The organism is Nocardioides scoriae, assembly GCF_900104965.1.
GTDB lineage: Bacteria > Actinomycetota > Actinomycetes > Propionibacteriales > Nocardioidaceae > Marmoricola > Marmoricola scoriae.
Genome location: NZ_LT629757.1, coordinates 822377 through 843141 on the forward strand (window position 1 = coordinate 822377; position 20765 = coordinate 843141).

Sequence of the window (20765 nt, forward strand, 5' to 3'; positions counted from 1 at the left end):
TCGGCGATCAGCCCGTGGCCACGCGGATGCTGTCCTCGGCCGCGGCGGCGACGGCCTCCGCGGTGATGCCGAACTCGCGGTAGATCCGCTGGTAGTCGGCCGAGGCGCCGTAGTGCTCCAGCGACACGATCTTGCCGTGGTCGCCGACGATCTCGCGCCAGCCCTGGGCCACCCCGGCCTCGACGGCCACGCGGGCCTTGAGGGTGGGCGGGATGACCGTCTCGCGGTAGGCCGGCTCCTGCTCGTCGAACCACTCACGGCAGGGCATCGAGACCACACGGGCCTGAACGCCCTGCTCGGCCAGGATCTTCCGCGCCTCGACGGCGAGCTGCAGCTCCGAGCCGGTGCCGATCAGCACCACGTCGGGGGTGCCGTCCTCGGCGTCGAGCAGCACGTAGCCGCCCTTGGAGACGTCGTCGAGCCCGGCGTAGCCGTCGGTGCCGCGGGGGTACGTCGGGACGTTCTGGCGGGTCAGGACGATGCCGGCCGGTCGGTCGTGGTTCTCGATGATCTTCTTCCACACCGCGGCGGTCTCGTTGGCGTCCGCGGGGCGCACGACGTCGAGGCCCGGGATGGCCCGCAGGGCCGCGAGGTGCTCGATGGGCTGGTGGGTCGGTCCGTCCTCGCCGAGGCCGATCGAGTCGTGGGTCCACACGTAGGTCACCGGCAGCTGCATCAGCGCCGCGAGCCGCACGGCACCGCGCATGTAGTCGGAGAACGTGAGGAAGGTGCCGCCGAAGACGCGGGTGTCGCCGTGCGCGGCGATGCCGTTCATGATCGCGCCCATGCCGTGCTCGCGGATGCCGAAGTGGAGCACGCGACCGCCGTGGGGGTCGGCCTTCCACATCTTGGTGGCGCGGTCCTCCGGGATGAAGGAGGCGGCGCCCTCGATGGTGGTGTTGTTGGACTCGGCGAGGTCCGCCGAGCCGCCCCAGAACTCGGGGAGCTTGGCGGCGATCGCCTGGATCACGGCGCCCGACGCCTTGCGGGTGGCCACGCCCTTGGGGTCGGCCTCGAAGACCGGGAAGTCGGCATCCCACCCGTCGGGGAGGGTGTGGCTCTTCATCCGGTGCAGCAGCTCGGCGCGGTCGGGGTGCTTCTTCGACCACGCGGCGTACTTCTGGTCCCACTCGTTCCCGTAGGTCGTGCCTCGGTCCCGCAGGGCGCGGGTGTGGGCGATGACGTCGGCCGGGACCTCGAAGGTCTGGTCGGGGTCGAAGCCCATGACCTTCTTGGTGGCGGCGACCTCGTCGGCGCCCAGGGCCGAGCCGTGCGACTTGCCGGTGCCCTGGAGGTTGGGCGCGGGCCAGGCGATGATCGTCTTGAGCCGGATGAAGCTGGGTCGGTCGGTGACCTCGCGGGCCGCGACGATGGCGTCGTGGAGGGCGTGGACGTCCTCCTTGTACTCCTTGCCGCCGTTGGTCCAGTCGACGGTCTGCACGTGCCAGCCGTAGGCCTCGTAGCGGGCGGCCACGTCCTCGGTGAAGGCGATGTTGGTGTCGTCCTCGATCGAGATCTGGTTGTCGTCGTAGATCAGGGTGAGGTTGCCCAGCTTCTGGGTGCCGGCGATCGAGGAGGCCTCGGCGCTGACGCCCTCCTCCAGGTCGCCGTCGGAGCACAGCGCGTAGACGTGCTGGTCGAAGGGCGACTCGCCGCGCTTGGACTCGGGGTCGAACATCCCGCGCTGGCGGCGGGCGGCCATCGCGAAGCCGACCGCGTTGCCCACGCCCTGACCCAGGGGGCCGGTGGTCGTCTCGACGCCGGCGGTGTGGCCGTACTCCGGGTGGCCCGGGGTCTTGGAGCCCCAGGTGCGCAGCGACTTGAGGTCCTCGAGCTCCAGGCCCCACCCACCCAGGAACAGCTGGATGTAGAGGGTGAGGCTCGAGTGGCCGCACGACAGGACGAAGCGGTCGCGCGAGATCCAGTCGGGGTCGGCCGGGTCGTGGCGCATCACCTTCTGGAAGAGCAGGTACGCCGCGGGCGCCAGGCTCATCGCGGTTCCGGGGTGGCCGTTGCCGACCTTCTGCACGCTGTCCATGGCCAGCACGCGGACGGTGTCGACCGCCTTGTCGTCCAGCTCGGTCCAGTCGAGGCTCTTGCTCGTGGGCACGGTGGGGGATCCTCTCGTCGGGCGTCGAGTCGAGCCTAGTGCGGGCTCAGGACCCAGGTCACGTCCGGCGGGTTCGTGGGACGACGGGGTGCCCGTCTAGACTCGACCCGAGTGGTACCCGATCCGGGTCCCCGCACCACCGGTGACGAGCGCCACGCCCGTCGCCGCCGCCCGTTCCCCCGCACGCCACCGAAGGCGAGGCCCGTGTGACCGCCCTCCACTCCGAGGTGTCCGCGGACGCGTCCACCTCGGGACGGGCGAGCTGGCGCGACGTCGTGGGCGCGTACGTCGGGCTCACCAAGCCCCGCGTCATCGAGCTGCTGCTCCTGACCACGGTGCCCGTGATGTTCTTCGCCCAGCGCGGCGTGCCGCCCCTGGGCCTGGTCGTGGCCACCGTCGTCGGCGGCACGCTCTCGGCCGGCGCGGCCAACTCGCTCAACTGCGTGTGGGACCGCGACATCGACGAGCAGATGCGCCGCACCCGTCGGCGGGCGCTGCCGCGCCACATCGTGACGCCGCGCGCCGCCCTGGTCTTCGGCCTCACCATGATGGTGGTCTCGACCCTGGTCCTGGGCTTCCTCGTCAACTGGCTCTCGGCCGGGCTGGCGCTCGCGGCCAACGCGTTCTACCTCTTCGGCTACACGATGGTGCTCAAGCGGCGCACCACCCAGAACATCGTCTGGGGCGGGATCGCCGGGTGCTTCCCGACCCTGATCGGCTGGACGGCCGTCACGGGGGAGCTGGCCTGGACACCGGTCGTGCTGTTCCTGGTGGTGTTCTTCTGGACGCCCCCGCACACCTGGGCGCTGGCGATGCGCTACCGCGAGGACTACGCGCGGGTCGCGGTGCCGATGCTGCCCGTGGTCAAGGACGCCGAGGGCGTCGCGCGCCAGATCGTCGCCTACTCCTGGGTGACCGTCGCGGTCTCCCTGGCGCTGTGGCCCGTCGCGGGCACCGGCCTGGTCTACCCCGTGGTGGCCCTGGTGCTCGGCGCCGTGTTCCTGGTCGAGGCGCACCTGATGTGGCGCCGCGCCCGGGTGAGCGACGAGCTGGCCGAGGTGCGCCCCATGCGCCTGTTCCACTGGTCCAACATGTACCTCTCGCTGCTCTTCGTCGCCGTCGCGATCGACCCGCTGCTGCGTCGCTGAGGTCGCCGGGAGGTCGCCGGGCCGTCGCCGAGGGGTCGCAGCCCCGAGGTCCGTCAGCGGCCGGTGTCGAGCTCGTCCAGGACACCTGCGAGCAGGGCCCCGGCCCGGTCCAGCGCGGCCGGCTCGCCGCCGCTGCCCTGCACCCGTGCGGTGAGGACCTCGCGGCCGCGCTGCACCGCGACGCTGGCGGTGTCGGTGCCCTGGCGCGTCGCGGCGCCGGCGCAGGTGGCGTCGGCCCCCGCGACCTCGAAGCCGCGGGGCTCGGCCAGGCGGGTGCGGTCGATGGCGTCGCACTGCGAGGTCCACACGGTCGTGGCGGGGCCCTGGTCCTCGAGCTGGAGCCAGGTCACCACGGCCCGCACCTCGGGGCCGGAGGTCGAGCCGAGCGCGCACACCGCGCGCGGGTCGCCGCTGTCGTCGCTGCTGCCGGAGGCCTCGAGGCCGCGGGAGACCGACGCGGGCACCAGGGCGCACAGGTCGGCGGGCGCGGCCGGGGGCACGGCCTCCAGGGCCGGCCCGTCGTCGTCACCGCCACCGCAGCCGGCGAGGAGCAGCAGGGCCACCAGGCCCACCAGGGTCGATCGTGCGGCCACACCGTCTCCTCGGGCGCGTCAGGGCTCCTCGGGCGTCGAGAACCGGCACATCACACCACAGCCGCGCCCGGGCGCGGGGGAGTTCGGCGGCGGTCCTTGCGGGCAGCTCTGGCCTCGTCGCCCCCACGCCCGCTCAGGCGTGCTCGCGCTCGCCCTCCAGGACGCTCAGCAGCGCCCAGGTGACGACGGCGGCGATCACGGCCGCGCCGAAGAGATGGATCCCGACGAGCACCTCGGGCAGGTCGGTGAAGTACTGCACGAAGCCGACCAGGCCCTGGGCCAGCTCGACGGCCAGCAGCGTGGCCACCGCCCGCCTGGTGGCGCGCCCGGCCCCGGTGGCGCTCAGCGCCAGCAGCAGGCCGACGGTCAGCCCGACGAGCAGGAACACCACGTCGGCGTGCAGCTGGGACAGCTGCAGCGGGTCGAGGCCGTTGCGCGGGGAGTCGGCGTCACCCGCGTGCGGCCCCGAGCCGGTCACGACGGTGCCGACGTAGAGCACCACCCACGACACGGCGTACGTCGCCCAGGCGAGCGCGGCCAGCCCGCGCGGGCCGCCGCCCCGGGTCGGTCGGTCCCGGTCGATGCGCCACAGGTAGAGCACGGCGACGCTGATCATCGCCAGGGAGAGCAGCAGGTGCAGCGACACGATCCAGGGGTTGAGGTCGGTCAGCACGGTGATGCCGCCGACGACCGCCTGCCCGGGCACCCCGAGGGCCAGCACGATCGCCAGGAACCGCAGCACCCGGCGGCGCGACTGCCAGGCGCTGACCAGGGTGGCGATCGCGACGGCCGCCAGCACGAAGGTCAGCAGCCGGTTGCCGAACTCCAGGGCGCCGTGCAGCCCGAGCTCGCCGTGCGCCCGGAACGAGGTGTCGGTGCAGCGCGGCCAGGTGGGGCAGCCCAGGCCGGAGCCGGTGAGGCGCACGGCACCGCCGGTCACCACGATGCCGATGTTGGCCACCAGGCTGGCCCAGCCGAGGCGGCGCAGCCAGGGGTGGTCACCGAGGGCGGACAGGACCGATCGCACGTTCACTCCCACCGGAAGCTCCTCGCGGTCAGGGCGGTCCCGACCACGGCCCACACCACCAGCACCAGCAGCGAGGTCCACGCGACGCCGCCGGTCCAGCAGGCGGTGCGCAGGGCGTCGCCGAGGGCGCCGGAGGGGAGCAGCCGGGTCAGGCCGCCGAAGGCGCCGTAGGCCGAGGAGGGCAGCACGACGGCGCCCCCGGCCAGCAGCAGGAGGTAGACCAGGTTGGCGGCCGCGAGCGTCGCCTCGGCCCGCAGCACGCCGGCGACCAGCAGCCCGAGGGACGCGAAGGCCGCCGTGCCGAGCGCGAGGGCCAGCAGCGCGCCGACCACGGACAGGTCGGGTGACCAGCCGAGCGCGAGCGCGACGGCGGAGATCACCACCACCTGGAACGCCTCGACGAGCAGCAGCGCGCCGACCTTGCCCAGCAGCAGGCCCGAGCGGGGCAGCGGCGAGGCGCCGAGGCGCTTGATGACGCCGTAGCGCCGCTCGAACCCCGTGGCGATCGCCAGCGAGGTGAACGACGTCGACATCACGGCCAGCGCCAGCACGCCGGGGGCGAAGACGTCGACCGGGCTGCGGGAGAAGTCGAGGCCCAGGTGCTCCGAGCCCAGCACGCCGCCGAGCAGCACGATGACCGGGATCACGACCGCGAGCAGCAGCTGCTCGCCGTTGCGCACCAGCAGCCGCGTCTCCATCGACGCCTGGGCCGCCACCTGCCGCAGCAGGGGCGCGCCGCCGGGTCGCGGGGTCAGGTCGAGGACGCCGGGGGCGACCGGGTGGGGAGCCGCGGGGACGCGGGTCTCGTCGCTCACGCCAGCTCCCGCCCGGTGGTCTCGAGGAACACGTCCTCCAGGGTGCGCTGGCCCAGGTTGAGCGACTCCGGCAGCACGCCCTGCTGCTCGCACCAGGCCGAGACCACGGCGAGCGTGGTGCTGTCGGCCGGGCCGGTGACGAGCAGGCTGACCTCGCTGATGGTGGTGACCTCCATGTGGCCGCCCAGGGCAGCCTGCAGCGAGTCGGGGGCGCCGTCGGGGAAGGGCTTGGTGACCACGAGCCGGATCGTGGAGGTGTTGCCCCGGGTCAGCTCCAGGGGCGTGCCGGTCGCGATGACGCGCCCGCGGTCGATGATGTGGATCAGGTCGGCGAGCCGCTCGGCCTCGTCCATGTGGTGGGTGGTCAGCACCACGGTCACGCCGTCGGCGCGCAGCTGGCGGAGCAGCTCCCAGGTGGTGCGGCGGGCCGCGGGATCCATCCCGGCGGTCGGCTCGTCGACGAAGACCAGCTCGGGGCGTCCCACCAGGGCCAGGGCGAGCTTGAGGCGCTGCTGCTGGCCCCCGGACAACCGGCGGTACGGCGTGCGGCCGCAGTCGCCGAGCCCGAGACGGTCCGCGAGCGCGTCCACGTCGAGGGGGTGGGCGTGCAGCCGGGCGACGTGGCGCAGCATCTCCACCGCGCGCACGCCGGACCAGGCGCCGCCGTCCTGCAGCATCACGCCGATCCGGGGGAGCAGCTCGCGGCGCTGCCGCTGCGGGTCCAGGCCCAGCACGCGGACCTCGCCCTGCTGCGGCTTGCGGTAGCCCTCGCAGGTCTCGAGCGTGGTGGTCTTGCCGGCGCCGTTGGGTCCGAGCACCGCCGTGATGGTGCCGCGCTCGACGCGCAGGTCGAGGTGGTCGACCGCGACCTTGTCGCCGTAGGTCATCACCAGTCCCGCCACCTCGACGGCGGGAGAGGTCGCGTCGGGCACGGGGTGGAGTCTACGAACCGGGGCGAGGGCCGGAGCGGGCAGGCTCAGAGCAGGCCCTTGACGTACGCCGCCTGGCCGAGGTGCTGGAGGCAGTCGCCGATGACGCTGACCAGCCGCACGCCCGCCGTCACGGGCGGGTCCCACTGGTCGTCGACCACCCGGTCGAGCTCCTCGGCGTCGACGGTGCGCAGGTAGGACAGGGTCAGCTCGTGCACCGCCGCCTGGTAGGCCACGAGGAGGTCGAGGTCGTCGACCCGGACCGCGTCCACCTCGTCCGGGCCGTGGCCGTAGCCGAAGTCCTCGACGGGCAGCGGCAGGTCGAGGCGCGACGACCAGCTGGCCCACGCCTGGGGCTCGCCGCTGAGGCCCGCGACGTGGTCGTCCTGGACGCGCGCGGCGTGCCACAGCAGCCACACGACCGGGTTGCCGACGCCCAGGGGCTTCTCGTGGGCCCGCTCGAGGTCGAGGCCGTCGGGGACCGCGGCGTACAGCTCGTGGATGCGGGCGGCGTGGTCGAGCAGCAGCTCGCGGGTGTCCATGCCCGAGACGCTACGACCGCCCGCGAAACTTAGGGGAGCCTTATTTGAAAGGCCTCCGCCATTAAGAGCACACTGTTGTTGTGGAAATCGTCCAGCAGGTCCCGCAGCGCGACGCCACCGGTGTCGCGACGGGGCAGCAGCACGACCAGCCGACGCGCGAGCGCGTCGTCCGGTCGATCCTGGACAACGGTCCCTCCACGACCGCCACCCTGGCCGAGCGGCTCTCGCTCACGCCCGCCGCGGTCCGTCGCCACCTCGACCAGCTGATCGAGGAGGGCGTCCTCGAGGCCCGCCAGCCGCGGGCCTCCACCACGCGGGGACGCGGCCGACCGGCCAAGGTCTTCGTGCTCACCGAGCTCGGCCGCGACCGCTTCGACCAGGCCTACGACGACCTGGCCGTGCAGGCGATCCGCTTCCTGGCCGAGACCGGCGGCGCCGACGCGGTCCGCGCGTTCGCCGAGCGGCGGGCCTCGGTGCTGGAGCGTCGCTTCGACGACGTCACCGCCGAGCACCCCGAGCTCGAGGCGAGCGAGGCCCTGGCCCGCACCCTGTCCGAGGAGGGGTACGCCGCCGCGGTGCGCGAGATCCCCGTCGGCGAGCAGCTGTGCCAGCAGCACTGCCCCGTCTCGCACGTGGCCCACGAGTTCCCCGAGCTGTGCGAGGCCGAGACGGCCGCGTTCAGCCGGATGCTGGGGCGCCACGTCCAGCGGCTGGCCACCATCGCCCACGGCGACGGCGTCTGCACCACCTGCATCCCCACCGTCCAAGGCTCCACCGCTCCGAGCACCACTACTTCCGGCTCCACCACCCACACCGAGAGGGTCACCCGATGACGTCCATCGAAGAGCTCAACCCCGAACTGAAGGGCATCGGCCGCTACGAGTTCGGCTGGGCCGACAAGAACGACGTCGGGGCCAACGCGACCCGCGGCCTGAGCGAGGCCGTCGTGCGCAACATCTCGGCGCTCAAGAGCGAGCCGCAGTGGATGCTCGACCTGCGCCTCAAGGGCCTAAAGCTGTTCGACCGCAAGCCCATGCCGACCTGGGGCTCCGACCTCGACGGCATCGACTTCGACAACATCAAGTACTTCGTGCGGTCCACGGAGAAGCAGGCCCAGACCTGGGACGACCTGCCCGAGGACATCAAGAACACCTACGACAAGCTCGGCATCCCCGAGGCCGAGAAGGCCCGCCTGGTCTCCGGCGTCGCCGCGCAGTACGAGTCCGAGGTCGTCTACCACGCGATCAACGAGGAGCTCGAGGCCCAGGGCGTGCTGTTCCTGGACACCGACACCGCGCTCAAGGAGCACCCGGAGATCTTCGAGGAGTACTTCGGCACCGTCATCCCCGTCGGTGACAACAAGTTCTCCGCGCTCAACTCCGCGGTGTGGTCCGGCGGCTCGTTCATCTACGTCCCCAAGGGCGTCCACGTCGAGATCCCGCTGCAGGCCTACTTCCGGATCAACACCGAGAACATGGGCCAGTTCGAGCGCACGCTGATCATCGCCGACGAGGGCTCCTACGTGCACTACGTCGAGGGCTGCACCGCCCCGATCTACTCCTCGGACTCGCTGCACTCCGCGGTCGTGGAGATCATCGTCAAGAAGAACGCCCGGGTGCGCTACACGACCATCCAGAACTGGTCGAACAACGTCTACAACCTGGTGACCAAGCGCGCGACCTGCGAGGCCGGCGCCACCATGGAGTGGGTCGACGGCAACATCGGCTCCAAGGTGACGATGAAGTACCCCGCCGTCTACCTCATGGGCGAGCACGCCAAGGGCGAGACGCTCTCCATCGCCTTCGCGGGCGAGGGCCAGCACCAGGACGCCGGCGCCAAGATGGTCCACGCCGCGCCGAACACCTCGAGCTCGATCCTGAGCAAGTCGGTGGCCCGCGGTGGCGGCCGGACGTCGTACCGCGGCCTCATCCAGGTCAACGAGGGTGCCCACGGCTCGCGCTCCAACGTGCTGTGCGACGCGCTCCTGGTCGACCAGATCAGCCGCTCGGACACCTACCCCTACGTCGACATCCGCGAGGACGACGTCTCGATGGGCCACGAGGCCAGCGTCTCCAAGGTCTCCGACGACCAGCTGTTCTACCTGATGTCGCGCGGCATGGAGGAGGACGAGGCCATGGCGATGATCGTGCGCGGCTTCGTCGAGCCCATCGCCAAGGAGCTCCCCATGGAGTACGCCCTCGAGCTCAACCGCCTCATCGAGCTCCAGATGGAGGGCGCGGTCGGCTGAGCGCTCCGCGCTCTGCCGACCGAGCGTGCTCGTCCTCGCTGCGCTCGTCCTCGTCGTGGTCGCGGCATCCACCGGCCGGACCGACATCCCGAACCACCCAGGAAGCTGATCTGTGACTGTCACCGAATCCGTGCGCGACGCGCTCGAGATGGGGCCCGAGAAGGTCCTGTCCCACCTGCACCCGGAGGGGTCCTTCGACCTCGCCGACCACGCGGTGCCCACCGGCCGCGAGGAGGTGTGGCGCTTCACGCCGCTCAAGCGGCTGCGGGGCCTGCACGCCGACGCTCCCTTCGCGGGTCCCTCCGCCACCACCACGCACAACGCCCCCAAGGGCGTGCGCGTGGTGCAGGTGGAGGGCCAGGAGGCCCGTGACCTGCGCGGCGTGAGCGGGCTGGTCCCCTCCAGCCGGTTCACCGCCCGGGTGCTGGCCGAGGTGCCCTCGACCCTGCTGGTCGACGTGGCCGCCGAGGCCGAGGTGGCCGAGCCGGTCCGCGTCGAGGTCGTCGGCCACGACGTCGAGACGACGGAGGCGGCCCACGTGGTGCTGCGCTTCGGCGCCTTCTCCAAGGCCGTCGTGGTGCTCAACCACACGGGCAGCGCCGCGCTGGCCCAGGTCGTCGAGGTCGTCGTCGGCGACGGTGCCCAGGTGTCGGTCATCTCCCTGCAGGACTGGGACGACGACGCGGTGCACCTGACCCAGCACGAGGCCGTGGTCGGGCGCGACGCGTCGTACAAGCACGTCGCGATCAGCTTCGGCGGCGACGTCGTGCGGATGGACTGCAACGTCCACTACTCCGGTCCCGGCGGCTCGGCCGAGCTCCTCGGCCTCTACTTCGCCGACGAGGGCCAGCACCTGGAGCACCGCCTCTTCGCCGACCACGACGCGCCGCACACCCGCAGCAACGTGGTCTACAAGGGCGCGCTCCAGGGCGACGGTGCCCGGGCGGTCTGGGTCGGCAACGTGCTGATCCGCAAGGTCGCCGAGGGCATCGAGACCTACGAGGAGAACCGCAACCTGGTCCTCACCGACGGCTGCCAGGCCGACTCCGTGCCCAACCTGGAGATCGAGACCGGGGAGATCGAGGGAGCCGGCCACGCCTCGGCCGTCGGCCGCTTCGACGACAACCAGCTGTTCTACCTGCGCTCGCGCGGGATCGAGGAGTCCGAGGCGCGCCGCCTGGTCGTGCACGGCTTCTTCAACGACCTGATCCGCAAGATCGGCGTCCCCGAGCTCGAGGACCAGCTGGTCACCACCGTCGAGGCCGAGCTGGCCAAGAACGTCGGTCGTCTCACCGGTGCCACCCCCGTGGTCGCCGGCGAGGTGGCCCCGACGGTGGTCGCATGAGCTTCCAGCGCGCCTGCGCGCTGTCCGAGCTCGTCGCCGACACCCCGTTGCGGCTCGACCTCGACGGCACCGACGTCGCCGTGGTCCGCCACGGCGAGGAGGTCTTCGCCATCGAGGACGAGTGCAGCCACGCCGCGGTCGCCCTCTCGGAGGGCGACGTCGAGGACTGCACGATCGAGTGCTGGCTCCACGGCTCGCGCTTCGACCTGCGCACCGGCAAGCCCACCGGGCTGCCCGCCACCACCTCCGTTCCTGTCTTCGCCGTCCGCATCGACGGCGACGACGTCCTGATCGACCCCGACACCACCCTGGGAGACAACTGACATGGCCACGCTCGAGATCAAGAACCTGCACGTCACGGTCGCCGCGTCCGACGACGACGGGGGCCAGGACGGCGTCAAGGAGATCCTCAAGGGCGTCGACCTGACGATCCGCGACGGCGAGACCCACGCGATCATGGGCCCCAACGGCTCCGGCAAGTCGACCCTGGCCTACTCCATCGCGGGTCACCCCAAGTACACCGTCACCGAGGGCTCGGTGACCCTCGACGGCGTCGACGTGCTCTCGATGAGCGTCGACGAGCGGGCCCGCGCCGGCCTCTTCCTGGCCATGCAGTACCCCGTCGAGGTGCCCGGCGTCTCGGTCGCCAACTTCCTGCGCACCGCCAAGACCGCCATCGACGGCGAGGCCCCCAAGCTCCGCACCTGGGTCAAGGACGTCAACGCGGCCATGGAGCAGGTCAAGATGGACACCGCCTTCGCGCAGCGCTCGGTCAACGAGGGCTTCTCCGGCGGCGAGAAGAAGCGCCACGAGATCGTCCAGCTCGAGCTGCTCGACCCCAAGGTCGCGATCCTCGACGAGACCGACTCGGGCCTGGACATCGACGCGCTCAAGATCGTCAGCGAGGGCGTCAACCGCTTCAAGCAGGACGGCGACAAGGGCGTGCTGCTGATCACGCACTACACGCGGATCCTGCGCTACATCACGCCGGACTTCGTCCACGTCTTCGTCGACGGTCGGATGGTCACCGAGGGCGGCCCCGAGCTGGCCGACGAGCTCGAGGCCAACGGCTACGACAAGTACCTGACGGCCTCGGTCTGATCATGGACGGCCTGCTGCCCCAGCTCGAGGTGATCCGCAAGGACTTCCCGATCCTCGAGCGTCGCCTCGCGGACGACCTGCCGCTGGTCTACCTCGACAGCGCCAACACCTCGCAGAAGCCGCAGTGCGTGATCGACTCGATGGTCGACCACCTCGAGCGGCACAACGCCAACGTGGCCCGCGCCATGCACCAGCTGGGCGCGGAGTCGAGCGAGGCCTTCGAGGCGGCGCGCGACAAGGTGGCACGGTTCCTCAACGCCCCCTCGCGCGACGAGGTGATCTTCACCAAGAACGCCTCCGAGGCGCTCAACCTGGTCGCCAACACGCTCGCGTGGGCCCGTGGCCCGCTCGAGGTCGGCGAGGGCGACCGCGTGGTGATCACCGAGATGGAGCACCACTCCAACATCGTCCCGTGGCAGCTGCTCACCCAGCGCACCGGCGCCGAGCTGCGGTGGTTCGGCCTGACCGACGACGGCCACCTCGACCTGTCGGACATCGACGAGCTCATCACCGAGCGCACCAAGGTCGTCTCCCTGACCTGGGTCTCCAACATGCTGGGCACCATCAACCCCGTCGCCGAGATCGCCCGCCGCGCCCACGAGGTCGGCGCGATCGTGGTCGTCGACGCCTCGCAGGCCGCGCCGCAGCTGCCGGTCGACGTGCAGGCGGTGGACGCCGACGTGGTCGTGTTCACCGGCCACAAGGTGACCGGTCCGACCGGCATCGGCGTGCTGTGGGGCAAGAAGGCGCTGCTCGACGAGCTCCCGCCCTTCCTCGGCGGCGGCGAGATGATCGAGACCGTGTCGATGGAGCGGTCGACGTACGCCGGGATCCCGCACAAGTTCGAGGCCGGGACCCCGCCGATCGTCGAGGCCGTCGGCCTCGGCACAGCCGTCGACTACCTGACCGAGATCGGGCTCGACGACATCCACCGCCACGAGCAGGCCATCACCGGCTACCTGCTGGAGGGCCTGGCCACCGTGCCCGGCCTGAAGGTCCTCGGCCCGCTGGACGCCAGCCAGCGCGGGGGAGCGGTGTCCTTCGAGATCGACGGCATCCACCCCCACGACGTCTCGCAGCTGCTCGACAGCCGCGGGATCGCCGTCCGGGCGGGCCACCACTGCGCCAAGCCGGCCCACAAGCGGTTCGGGGTGCAGAGCTCGACCCGTGCGTCGTCGTACCTCTACACGACGCCGGCCGAGATCGACGCGCTCGTCGAGGGAATCCTCGCGACGCAGAAGTACTTCAAGGTGGGGTGAGCACCGTGGATCTGGACAGCCTCTACCAGGAGATCATCCTGGACCACTACCGCAACCCGCACCACGCAGGACTGCGCGACCCGTTCGAGGCCGAGGTGCACCACGTCAACCCGACGTGCGGCGACGAGATCACGCTGCGCGTGCACCTCGAGGGCGACGCCGGCAGCGAGACCGTCGGTGACGTGTCGTACGACGCCGAGGGCTGCTCGATCAGCCAGGCCGCCGCCTCGGTGATGGCCGACCTGGTCATCGGCCAGCCGGTCGACGAGGCGATGCGCAAGCACGAGGCGTTCCTCGAGCTGATGCAGTCCCGCGGCACCCTGGAGCCCGACGAGGAGGTGCTGGAGGACGGCATCGCCTTCGCCGGCGTCTCGAAGTTCCCCGCGCGCGTCAAGTGCGCGCTGCTCGGCTGGATGGCGTTCAAGGACGCCGCCTCCACCGTGCTGGCGCAAGGTGCGCCCGCGACCACCCCTGAGGAGAAGCCATGACCGCCGACCACAGCGACCTGCCCGAGGTCCCCGAGGCCTCCGGCGCCGGTGCGGCCACCGCGACCGTCAACCGCGACGACGTCGTCGAGGCCATGAAGGACGTCGTCGACCCCGAGCTCGGCATCAACGTCGTCGACCTCGGTCTGGTCTACGACGTCCACATCGACTCCGACTCGGCCGCCGTGCTGGACATGACGCTGACCTCCGCGGCCTGCCCGCTGACCGACGTCATCCAGGACCAGACCAACCAGGCGCTCGAGGGCCTGGTCACCGACGTCACCATCAACTGGGTCTGGATGCCCCCGTGGGGTCCCGACAAGATCACCCCCGACGGCCGCGAGCAGCTGCGGGCGCTGGGCTTCAACGTCTGATCCAGCACCACCCACGAGTCGTGGGGGTGAGGGGGCGCTGGGCCGTCCCCCCACCCCCACGACTCGCTAGGTTGGGGCCATGAGCCGCTCCCTGGTGCAGGTCGAGACCCCCGCGGGCGAGATGCCCGCCCACCTCTGGCTGCCCGAGGGCGGCCAGGTGCCGGGGCGCGGGTCCGGCATCCTGCTGCTGCAGGAGATCTTCGGCCTCAGCCGGTACGTCGAGAGCCGCGCGCAGGACCTGGCCGACCTCGGCCACGTCGTGCTGGTCCCCGAGATCTACTGGCGCCTCGGCGTCTCGGCCGTCCCCGAGGGCCCCGCCGCCATGGACGAGGCGCTGGGCCTGATGGGCCGCGTCGACTGGGAGGCCGCGGTCGGTGACGGCGTCGCCGCCCTCGCCGCACTGCGCGACCGGCCCGAGGTCACCGGGGGCGTCGGCATCGTCGGCTTCTGCTTCGGCGGCGGGCTCGGCTTCAACGTGGCGGCGGTGAGCTCGCCGGACCTGCTGGTCAGCTTCTACGGCTCCGCCATCCCGCAGCTGCTCGACCTGGCCCCGCTCGTGACCACGCCGACGCTGCACCACTTCGGCCTGGCCGACAGCTACATCGACCCCGAGACCGTCGCCCACGTGCGCGAGGTCGTGGAGCAGGGCCCCGACGTCGTCGTGGAGACCTACGAGGGCGCCGACCACGCCTTCGACAACCCCGACCTGCCGATGCACCACCCGGAGGCCTCGGCCCGGGCCTGGCGGACCACGACCGACTACCTCGCGGAGCGGCTGCCGCGCTCGTGAGCTCCGCGGCCGAGGTGCTGGTCGCCGTCGACCGGGTGCCGCGCTGGGCCGACAACTTCGTCGCGCGTCACGGGCCGACCTCGCTCGTGGTGCGCGACGGCGTGCTGGCGGGGGAGGCCCAGGACGGGTCGACGTACGACGTCCGGCTGCCCTTCGCCCGGGCGTACGACGGGCCGCCGGACGTCGGCGGTGTCGCGGCCGCGTGCGCCCCGCCGGCGCGCTGGGGCGTGCTGCTCGTCCGCAAGGGCGGCTTCGCGGTGGCCCTGCTGGAGGGCGCGGCGACCGTGGCGTCCAAGGTGGGCCAGCGCCACGTGCAGGGCCGGACCAAGGCCGGCGGGCAGAGCCAGCAGCGCTTCGCCCGGCGACGCGACAACCAGGCGCGGGCGGCGTACGACGCGGCGGCCGACCACGCCGTGCGCGTGCTCGGGCAGCCGGACGCGGGCCACCTGCCGGTCGTCACGGGTGGGGACCACGAGGCGGTCGCCGCCGTGCTCGCGGACCGGCGGCTCGCGGCCCTCGAGGTGGTGGCGCCGTGGCTGCCGGTGCCGGACCCGCGCCGCTCCGTGCTGGAGCAGGCCGTGCTCGACGCCCAGGCGCTGCGGGTGTCGGTCCGCAACGCCTGAGCGGCGGGCCTCAGCTGCGGACGCTGTCGCGGCGGTCGAGCTCCTCGGCGCTGATGGACCCGCCGCGGGCCCGGGTGACGAGGTAGAGCCCGACCACCACCGCCCACGACAGCAGGCTGAGCAGCAGCTGCGAGCGGGTGTCGTCGGTGAAGCCCATCTGCACCAGCACGGCCAGGATGCCCACCGCGGCGACGATCGTGAGCCCCGGGAAGAGCCACATCCGGACCTTGAGGTCCTCGTCGGGCGTGCGGCGCCGCAGCACGAACTGCGAGATGGCGATGAGCAGGTAGACGAACAGGATCACCGCGCCCGAGGAGTTGAGCAGGAACAGGAACACGGTGTCGGGGGAGACGTAGGCCGCGATCACGCTGAGGAAGCCGACCACGGTCGAGGCCAGGATCGCCCAGACCGGCACGCCGCGGCTGTTGAGCGCCACCAGCCGGGCCGGCGCCTCCTTGCGGGCGGAGAGGACGAAGAGCATCCGCGAGGCGGTGTAGAGCCCCGAGTTGAGGCACGACAGCACGGCCGTCAGGACGACGGCGTTCATGATGTGGTCGGCGTACGGGATCCCCATCCGGCTGAAGGCGGCGACGTACGGCGAGGCGCCGAGGTCGTTGTCGTCCCACGGGACGATCAGCACGAGCAGGACCATCGACCCGACGAAGAAGGTCGCGACGCGCAGGATCACCGACTGGGTGGCCTTGGCGATGGCGCGCTCGGGGTCGCTGGACTCGGCCGCGGCCACCGTGGCGATCTCGGCGCCGACCATCGAGAAGACGACGACCACGATGCTGGAGAAGATCGCGCCGACCCCGTTGGGCAGGAACCCGCCCTGGCTGGTCATCAGGCTGACGTCGAAGTCCTTGTCGGGCCACAGGCCGACGACGAAGAGCGTGCCGAGCACCAGGAAGGCGATGATCGCGAACACCTTGATGCCGGCGAACCAGTACTCGAACTCGCCGTAGGACCCGACCGAGACCAGGTTGGTGGCGGTCATGAGGACCATCAGGACCAGCGAGAGCAGCCACAGCGGCGCCTCGAACCAGAACGTGAGGATCTTGGCCCCGGCGACGGCCTCGAAGCCGACGACGATCACCCAGAAGTACCAGTAGAGCCAGGCGACCGAGAAGCCCGCCCATCCGCCCAGCGCGCGGCGGGCGTAGTCGGCGAAGGAGCCGGTCGAGGGGGTGGCCGTGGCCATCTCGCCCAGCATCCGCATCACCAGGATGATGAGCACCCCGGTGATCAGGTACGACAGGAACGCGGCGGGGCCGGTCTCGTTGATCACGACGCCCGAGCCGACGAACAGGCCGGCGCCGATGACGCCGCCGATCGCGATCATCGTCAGGTGCCGTTGCTTGAGGCCCTTCTGGAGCTGTTGAGGAGCGGTCATCGTGCTCTCCCGGTAGAGATCGATCGGAACCGTCCGGACGAGGCGGCCCACCACTCTTGCACGGCCCACCCGTCCGCAGAGGTCAGGCGCGTTTCCCGCAGGTCACGATCGGGCCGCTCACACGGTCTGGGAGGCGACGCCCTCGAGCAGGTCGGCGACCGGGCCGCGCACGGTGTCGCCGAGCAGCGTGGCCCGGACGAAGTCGACGGCCGCCTTCTCGAAGACCCCGCCCCGGCGCAGCATCGCGTGCTTGGCGTCCTGCACGTCGAGCCATCCGGTGGACTCCGCCGTCGCGGCCACCTCGCGCGCCAGGCGGCGGGCGCGGCCGGGGTCGGCGATCCGGTCGGCGGTGCCGTGGACCAGCAGCACGCGGCGCCCGCGCAGCTCGGCGCGGTCGCCCGGCGCGATCCAGGCGTTGAGGCCGACCACCGAGCGCACCGCCGGGTGCTCGCCGGCGAGCAGGGCGGCGCGGCCGCCGAGCGAGTGGCCCACGAGCGCGGTGGGGTGCTCGCCGTCCTCGCGGCCGAGCCGGTCCAGGGCCCAGTGGGCGTCCTGCACGGGCGTGTGGCCGGTGTCCCAGCCGCGGGCCGAGTTGAGCAGCCGGTAGACCGCGAGCCGCTTGCCGCCGGCGCGGGCCAGCCGGCGTGCCAGCGGCACCATGCGCAGCACCGAGAGCTGGGTCGGGCTCACCTCGGTGACCTCGGAGCGGGCGGCGCCGCCGTGGAGCACGAGCACCGTGCCGGTGGGGTCGTGGGGCACGTGGACCGGGACAAGCCGGGGCTCGGGCACGGAGGTCCTTCCTCGAGCGCACCCCGCCGGCTCCGCGGGTCGGGCCGGTCACGGGGGTCGCTGCTGCCAGGATGACGGACGTGTGGGAGCCGGACCCTTCCTGGCGGGCGCTGCCCGGCGTCGGCGGGCCGTCCAGCCTGGGCCTGTGGCGGGCCGTGACGCCCGAGGGTGCGTGGGTCGTCAAGCGGCTCGCGGCGCCCGCGCCCGGCGAGGACCACCTGGCGCGCGACCGGACCCACCCCGGCTACTGGCGCCGCGAGGCCGACGTCGCGCTGCGACCGGGGTTCGTGGCCGGTCCCGGGCTGGTGGCCGCTGGCTTCGGCCCCGTGGAGGACGACGACGAGGGCGTGACCGTGTGGGCCCGCGAACGGGTCGGCCACCCGCCCACCGGTCTGCAGGTCGCCCGCTCGCTGGGACGCTTCGCCGGCGCGCCCCACGACGCCCCGGCCTGGGCCTCCCACGACCTGCTGCGCCGACGCCTGGACCTGGTCGAGCAGCGGGGCGGCTGGCGGACCCTGGCCCGCACCACCCTGGCCGACGTCACCGACCTGCTGTGGAGCCGGCGGGGCCACTGGCTGGACCGGCTGGCACAGGGGCCGCAGGGCCGGCTGCACGGCGACGCGGTGCCGTCGAACTTCCTGGCGACGGACGAGGACGGCACGGTCGTCGCGGTCGACTGGCAGTGCGTGGGCGTCGGCCCGGTGGGCACCGACCTCGGCTACTGGTCGCTCTCGAGCCGCGAGGACTTCGAGGTGCTGCTCGAGGCCTACCTCGACGGCGCGGTGGCCGAGTCCGCCGAGCGGCTCGACCGCGAGGCGGTGGCGGTCGCCGCGCGGGTCACGGCGGCGTACTCCGTGCTGAGCCGGGCCGAGTGGGCCCTGGCCCAGGCCGCCCGCGGCGAGGGCGCGCTCGCGGGCAAGTTCCGCCACCCGGCGGTGGCGCCGTACCTGCGCGCGGTGCAGCGGCAGTTCCCGCAGATCGAGCGCCTGGTCGCGTGAGCGGGCCGCCGCGGCACTGGTCTGCTCCGGCCGGGTGACCACGTTGACCAGGAGGCCGGGCGAAGCGGACAGTTCGACCATGTTCCGCCGTTGGGCGCCCCCTGCCGTGCTCCTGCTGCTCCTGGTGGTCTCCGTGGTGGTCGTCGCGTGCTCCTCGAAGGGGGGCGGCGAGGACACCGCCGGGGCCTCGAGCAGCCAGGGGAGCCCCAGCGCGTCCCCGGCCGTCGACCAGGGGACCAGCCCCGACCCGACGCCGTCGGCCTCGGTCGCCGCGGGCGGCCCCTGGTTCGTCACCGCCGACACCGACGCCGTCAACGCCGTCGCGACGCAGGCCCAGCGCTCGGGTGCCACCGCGCTGGCCACCCGCCGCCTGGAGCGCTGCAACGCCACCTCCGAGCAGGGGTACGCCGCGTGGCGCGCCTGCTGGCACCGCCTGCTCGACCCCCTGGCCCGCGACCTGTCGGCCGTGGCCGCCCGCATGGGCGCGATGTCCGAGCAGGACCTGCCGCCGGCCTGCACCGAGGCCCTCGGCGCCGGCCAGCGGCGCTTCACCGGGTTCGAGCAGCGGGTGGCGAGGCTGCTCGACGGCATCGACAACGAGCAGCGGCGCGCCCAGGTGCGCGCGATGCGCACCTACGACGCCACCCTGCGCGGCATCGGCGAGGGCTTCGCGCCGGTCTTCCGGTCGCTGACGCAGGTCTGCTACTCGCCGTCGGACCTCGCCAGCATCAACGCCGACCCGAGCAGCAGCCCGTCCTCGGGGTCCACCGCCTCGGCCTCCCCGACGGACTAGCCGTGGGGCCGCGCCCGGCCCCCGTGGTCGCCGTCGAGGGGCTGGTCAGGACCCACGGCCGGGCCCGGGCGCTGGACGGGCTCGACCTCGAGGTGGGCGCGGGGGAGGTGCACGGCTCCACCGGGCCCGACGGCGCCGGGAGGTCCACGACGCTGCGGGCCCTGCTGGGCCCTGCTGGGCCCTGCTGGGCCCTGCTGGGCCCCGACGGCCCTGCTGCTGGCCGTGGCCGTGCTCGGCCACCGGCGGCGCGACCTAGGCTGACGCGGTGACCCCGACCCCCGGTGACGCCCTCGCCGATCCCCGGGCGCTGGTCGGGCGCTGGTCGCTGCACCGCACCATCGACGACCGCCGGGGCGACCTCGGCGGCGTGGTCGAGGGCGTGCTGGAGCTGACCGAGGTCGGCCCGGACCGGCTCGGCTGGGAGGAGCAGGCGACCTGGCGCCGGCCCGGCGTCGAGGTGGCCGTGCGCCGCGGCCTGCGTCTGGAGCGGCGCGAGGAGGGCTGGTGGGTGCTGTTCGCGGACGGCCGCGACTTCCACCCGTGGGTGCCGGGGGAGCCGGTCGTCCACGACTGCCGGCCCGACACCTACCGCGGCCTGGTGACGGGGAGCCCGGAGGACTGGTCGGTGCGGTGGGAGGTCACCGGTCCGGCGAAGGACTACCTGATGCGGACGCGACTGCGGCCCGCGTCCCCCGGGTGACGGGGTCCACGGGCCGTGTCGCGCCGGGCGCCGGGGAGGCCTGCCCCCGACGGGTCGGTCAGCGGTGCAGGCGGTCCAGCAGGCGCCACGCGACGGGCAGGCAGCCGGCCGCGAGCAGGATCTTGAAGGCGTCGCCGAGCAGGTAGTTCTTCATGCCGATGTCGAAGGCCTCGGGCATCCCGATGCCGAGCGAGACGGCCAGGTAGGGCAGGCCCACGGCGTACACCACGGCGTTGCCGAGCAGCATCGTCGCGATGGTGCGCAGCGGGGAGCGGTCACCGCCGCGGCTGGCCAGGGCGCCGACGAGGCCGGCGGCGAGCACGAAGCCGATGACGTAGCCGAACGACGGCGCGGCGAAGCCGGACGTGCCCTCGGCGAACCACGGCATCCCGACCATGCCGGCGAGCATGTAGACGAGCAGCGAGAGCGCGCCGCGGCGCCAGCCCAGAGCGGCCCCCACGGACAGCGCGGCGAAGGTCTGGCCCGTGATCGGCACCGGGGAGCCGGGCACGGGGAGGAAGAGCTGCGCGGCGACGCCGGTCAGGGCGGCACCACCGAGGACCAGGGCGACGTCCCGGGCGAGGGCCCCGGGGACGACGTCCGCGAGGACCAGCGGACGCCGCTGGTGCAGCGGGACGGACAGGGCGGGGCTGGACATGGGGGGACCTCCGGGGAGCGACCGACGTGGGGGATGCAGGGCCAT

General features: G+C 72.7%; 23 protein-coding genes. 14 read left to right on the top strand and 9 right to left on the bottom strand.

Features of this window, described 5'->3' with window-relative positions:
• Positions 1-7: 7 nt before the first annotated feature.
• Positions 8-2038, bottom strand: coding sequence for a transketolase (gene tkt, locus BLU55_RS03955; protein ID WP_231917148.1), 2031 nt, complete (start codon positions 2036-2038; stop codon positions 8-10).
• Positions 2039-2316: 278 nt separating this feature from the next.
• On the opposite strand from tkt, the gene BLU55_RS03960 reads away from it, so the two are divergent.
• Entirely contained in the window at positions 2317-3258 is a 942-nt protein-coding gene (locus tag BLU55_RS03960; protein ID WP_091726356.1) for a heme o synthase, read from the top strand.
• A 53-nt stretch (positions 3259-3311) separates the two neighbouring features.
• On the opposite strand, the gene BLU55_RS03965 is transcribed toward BLU55_RS03960, so the two are convergent.
• The 5 genes from BLU55_RS03965 to BLU55_RS03985 form a co-directional block, all read right to left on the bottom strand.
• Positions 3312-3851 (bottom strand): hypothetical protein, encoded by a 540-nt coding sequence (locus tag BLU55_RS03965; RefSeq protein WP_091726359.1) that lies wholly within the window; start codon positions 3849-3851, stop codon positions 3312-3314.
• A gap of 133 nt (positions 3852-3984) precedes the next feature.
• Positions 3985-4878 carry a COX15/CtaA family protein gene (locus BLU55_RS03970; RefSeq protein ID WP_231917035.1) on the bottom strand — a complete coding sequence of 298 codons (894 nt, stop codon included), beginning with the start codon at positions 4876-4878 and terminating at the stop codon, positions 3985-3987.
• A 2-nt stretch (positions 4879-4880) separates the two neighbouring features.
• On the bottom strand, positions 4881-5693 hold the full coding sequence (locus BLU55_RS03975; protein ID WP_231917036.1) for an ABC transporter permease: 813 nt from the start codon (positions 5691-5693) through the stop codon (positions 4881-4883).
• Entirely contained in the window at positions 5690-6625 is a 936-nt protein-coding gene (locus tag BLU55_RS03980; RefSeq protein ID WP_231917037.1) for an ABC transporter ATP-binding protein, read from the bottom strand. The genes BLU55_RS03975 and BLU55_RS03980 overlap by 4 nt, the downstream gene beginning before the upstream one ends.
• A 44-nt stretch (positions 6626-6669) precedes the next feature.
• Positions 6670-7164 carry a mycothiol transferase gene (locus BLU55_RS03985; RefSeq protein ID WP_091726361.1) on the bottom strand — a complete coding sequence of 165 codons (495 nt, stop codon included), beginning with the start codon at positions 7162-7164 and terminating at the stop codon, positions 6670-6672.
• Between the two features lie 80 nt (positions 7165-7244).
• Here BLU55_RS03985 and BLU55_RS03990 point away from each other — a divergent pair, with 80 nt between their 5' ends.
• From BLU55_RS03990 to BLU55_RS04035, 10 genes are all read left to right on the top strand, one after another.
• Complete coding sequence (locus BLU55_RS03990) at positions 7245-7997, top strand: helix-turn-helix transcriptional regulator (protein ID WP_407938405.1); 753 nt, start codon at positions 7245-7247, stop codon at positions 7995-7997.
• Positions 7994-9412: a Fe-S cluster assembly protein SufB gene (gene sufB / locus BLU55_RS03995; RefSeq protein ID WP_091726364.1), complete on the top strand. Its 1419-nt coding sequence runs from the start codon at positions 7994-7996 to the stop codon at positions 9410-9412. The genes BLU55_RS03990 and sufB overlap by 4 nt, the downstream gene beginning before the upstream one ends.
• 112 nt (positions 9413-9524) lie before the next feature.
• Positions 9525-10757 (top strand): Fe-S cluster assembly protein SufD, encoded by a 1233-nt coding sequence (sufD, locus tag BLU55_RS04000; RefSeq protein WP_231917038.1) that lies wholly within the window; start codon positions 9525-9527, stop codon positions 10755-10757.
• The gene (locus BLU55_RS04005; protein WP_091726366.1) at positions 10754-11080 is read left to right on the top strand and encodes a non-heme iron oxygenase ferredoxin subunit; all 327 of its coding nucleotides are present in this window, start codon (positions 10754-10756) and stop codon (positions 11078-11080) included. Before sufD ends, BLU55_RS04005 begins: the two co-directional genes overlap by 4 nt.
• 1 nt (position 11081) lies before the next feature.
• Positions 11082-11858 (top strand): Fe-S cluster assembly ATPase SufC, encoded by a 777-nt coding sequence (gene sufC, locus BLU55_RS04010; protein WP_091726369.1) that lies wholly within the window; start codon positions 11082-11084, stop codon positions 11856-11858.
• 2 nt (positions 11859-11860) lie between these two features.
• Positions 11861-13117 carry a cysteine desulfurase gene (locus BLU55_RS04015; protein ID WP_091726371.1) on the top strand — a complete coding sequence of 419 codons (1257 nt, stop codon included), beginning with the start codon at positions 11861-11863 and terminating at the stop codon, positions 13115-13117.
• Positions 13118-13122: 5 nt separating this feature from the next.
• Entirely contained in the window at positions 13123-13605 is a 483-nt protein-coding gene (gene sufU, locus BLU55_RS04020; protein ID WP_091733382.1) for a Fe-S cluster assembly sulfur transfer protein SufU, read from the top strand.
• Entirely contained in the window at positions 13602-13976 is a 375-nt protein-coding gene (locus BLU55_RS04025) for a metal-sulfur cluster assembly factor (protein WP_091726374.1), read from the top strand. Before sufU ends, BLU55_RS04025 begins: the two co-directional genes overlap by 4 nt.
• A gap of 79 nt (positions 13977-14055) precedes the next feature.
• Positions 14056-14766, top strand: coding sequence for a dienelactone hydrolase family protein (locus tag BLU55_RS04030; RefSeq protein WP_091726376.1), 711 nt, complete (start codon positions 14056-14058; stop codon positions 14764-14766).
• Positions 14763-15389 (top strand): acVLRF1 family peptidyl-tRNA hydrolase, encoded by a 627-nt coding sequence (locus tag BLU55_RS04035; protein WP_091726379.1) that lies wholly within the window; start codon positions 14763-14765, stop codon positions 15387-15389. The genes BLU55_RS04030 and BLU55_RS04035 overlap by 4 nt, the downstream gene beginning before the upstream one ends.
• Positions 15390-15399: 10 nt before the next feature.
• Here the strand turns inward: BLU55_RS04035 and BLU55_RS04040 are convergent, their stop codons facing one another.
• A complete protein-coding gene (locus BLU55_RS04040; RefSeq protein WP_091726381.1) occupies positions 15400-16782 on the bottom strand; it encodes an amino acid permease in 1383 nt (460 codons plus the stop codon).
• Positions 16783-16899: 117 nt separating this feature from the next.
• Positions 16900-17571 (bottom strand): alpha/beta hydrolase, encoded by a 672-nt coding sequence (locus BLU55_RS04045; protein WP_091726384.1) that lies wholly within the window; start codon positions 17569-17571, stop codon positions 16900-16902.
• Between the two features lie 80 nt (positions 17572-17651).
• Here BLU55_RS04045 and BLU55_RS04050 point away from each other — a divergent pair, with 80 nt between their 5' ends.
• The 3 genes from BLU55_RS04050 (at position 17652) to BLU55_RS04065 (ending at position 20062) form a co-directional block, all read left to right on the top strand.
• Positions 17652-18569: a phosphotransferase family protein gene (locus BLU55_RS04050; RefSeq protein WP_091726387.1), complete on the top strand. Its 918-nt coding sequence runs from the start codon at positions 17652-17654 to the stop codon at positions 18567-18569.
• A gap of 79 nt (positions 18570-18648) precedes the next feature.
• On the top strand, positions 18649-19362 hold the full coding sequence (locus BLU55_RS04055) for a hypothetical protein (RefSeq protein ID WP_157682722.1): 714 nt from the start codon (positions 18649-18651) through the stop codon (positions 19360-19362).
• 265 nt (positions 19363-19627) lie between these two features.
• Positions 19628-20062, top strand: coding sequence for a DUF6314 family protein (locus BLU55_RS04065; protein WP_091726398.1), 435 nt, complete (start codon positions 19628-19630; stop codon positions 20060-20062).
• Between the two features lie 58 nt (positions 20063-20120).
• On the opposite strand, the gene BLU55_RS04070 is transcribed toward BLU55_RS04065, so the two are convergent.
• Positions 20121-20720 (bottom strand): biotin transporter BioY, encoded by a 600-nt coding sequence (locus tag BLU55_RS04070; protein ID WP_091726400.1) that lies wholly within the window; start codon positions 20718-20720, stop codon positions 20121-20123.
• Between the last annotated feature and the right edge of the window lie 45 nt (positions 20721-20765).